Below are 1,724 nucleotides of genomic sequence, written 5' to 3'. Positions count from 1 at the left end.
TAGGACTGCTCCGGCTGGTTGTCGGCGCGATAGAGGTCGCGCACCACTTCCGAGATCGAGATCAGGTCGCCGGAATTGATCTTGGCATCATACTCCTGCGCGCGACGCGACCACATCGTGCGCTTGATGCGGGCGCGGCCCTGCACGACCTTCAGCGCGCGATCGACATAATCCTCTTCCGAGAGCTTGCGCATGCCGATAGAGGTCGCCTTGGCGACCGGCACCTTAAGCCTCATCTTGTCCTTCTGGAAATCGATGACGAACAGCTCCAGCTTGTGACCCGCGACTTCCTGCTCGTCGATGGCCACGATCTGGCCGACGCCATGCGCCGGGTAAACGATAAACTCACCGGTCTTGAACCCGTGACGGGCCGCGGTGGACTTCTTCTGCGGGGTGATCGTTGCCATTACGCCCTGAACTCCTTAGTTGTAGCGCCGGCATGGCGGCGCCGGCTGAACTCAGACGATCGGCGGAAGCCGATCTTTAGCCGCACAACAAGTGAACTCACCGGAATAAGCCGGGACCGACAAACCGCACGAATGCGATTGCCTGCCCCAGATCGCTCTGGTCCGGATTTGAAAAGTTCACCTTTCAGTGATTTGGGGCGTTAGCGCCATAAATCGACGTTGTGTCACCGGCATGTTTCGCGGATATAACACAAAAAGTCGGAAGAATCAAGGTTTTGCTGCATTCGCTAACGCCATGGGCCATCGCTGGCTGTCAAGACAGCAATTGTATCGGCTCGCTTACGTCGCGTCATGCCGGCTTGCCCGGCCCGGCCTTCAGTCGCCTTCGCCGGGCTCCGGCGAGAAATACTTCTCGAACTTCCCGGCCTCGCCGTCGAAGTTCTTGGCGTCGGCCGGCGGCTCTTTCTTGGCAGTGATGTTGGGCCATTTCTCCGCGTATTCGGAATTGACCTGCAACCATTTGTCGAGCCCGGACTCGGTGTCCGGCTTGATCGCGTCGGCCGGGCATTCCGGCTCGCACACGCCGCAGTCGATGCACTCGTCAGGATGGATGACGAGCATGTTCTCGCCTTCGTAGAAACAGTCGACCGGACAGACCTCGATGCAGTCCATGTATTTGCATTTTATGCAATTGTCGGTCACGACATAGGTCATCGCAGGCTCCGGGACGTCCCGTATTTGCTGGGCTTTTTTGGTGAGGTAACGCCTTTGCCCGCCGCTTGCAAGGGCAGGACTTCCCGCCTGAGCCGGCATCGCGGAAAGGAATTCCGCGCGCCTGCCGCGACGAGGTTCCGTCGTATCTTCTAGTCCTCGCCGAGCAGCCGGTCCGTCTGCCGCCGCTGCCGCTTGGTCGGACGGCCGGTGCCGGCCTCGCGCAGCGCCGGAATGGCGTCAGGAACCGCCTCGCCCTTGGCCGTCGGCGACGGCGACATATCCTCGTAAAGCAGCCGCGCCTCGTCGGCAGGACCACGCCGGGCGCCAGGCCCAAGCACCTTCCAGACAAGGATTCGGCGGTCGAGCGTGATGGTCAGAACATCGCCGGCCTTGACCAGATCGGAGGCCTGCGCTGCTTTGTCGCGATTGATGCGGACGCGCCCGGCAATGACGAGCTTCGCCGCCAGCGACCGGGATTTCACCGCACGCGAGAAGAACAACCATTTGTCGATGCGCTGGCGGCCTTCTCCAACCATCGCGACCGGCCGAGGCTATTTCTTCAGCTGGTCGCGCAAGGCGGCGAGCTTGGCAAAGGGTGAATCC

Annotated in this window: 3 protein-coding genes; all 3 read right to left on the bottom strand. The window is 61.1% G+C overall.

Annotation, left to right across the window (positions count from 1 at the left end):
- On the bottom strand, nucleotides 1–407 hold a 407-nt coding region (locus tag EOA60_RS31650; RefSeq protein ID WP_128312527.1), incomplete at its 3' end, for a CarD family transcriptional regulator.
- Nucleotides 408–782: 375 nt separating this feature from the next.
- Entirely contained in the window at nucleotides 783–1,121 is a 339-nt protein-coding gene (gene fdxA, locus EOA60_RS31645; protein WP_067001876.1) for a ferredoxin FdxA, read from the bottom strand.
- A gap of 149 nt (nucleotides 1,122–1,270) precedes the next feature.
- The gene (locus EOA60_RS31640) at nucleotides 1,271–1,657 is read right to left on the bottom strand and encodes an RNA-binding S4 domain-containing protein (RefSeq protein WP_095799783.1); all 387 of its coding nucleotides are present in this window, start codon (nucleotides 1,655–1,657) and stop codon (nucleotides 1,271–1,273) included.
- Nucleotides 1,658–1,724: the final 67 nt, after the last annotated feature.

This window comes from Mesorhizobium sp. M1A.F.Ca.IN.020.06.1.1, assembly GCF_004023265.1.
Lineage (GTDB): Bacteria > Pseudomonadota > Alphaproteobacteria > Rhizobiales > Rhizobiaceae > Mesorhizobium.
The sequence above is the reverse complement of the archived record's forward strand: the minus strand, read 5'-3'. Positions and strand labels throughout refer to the sequence as shown.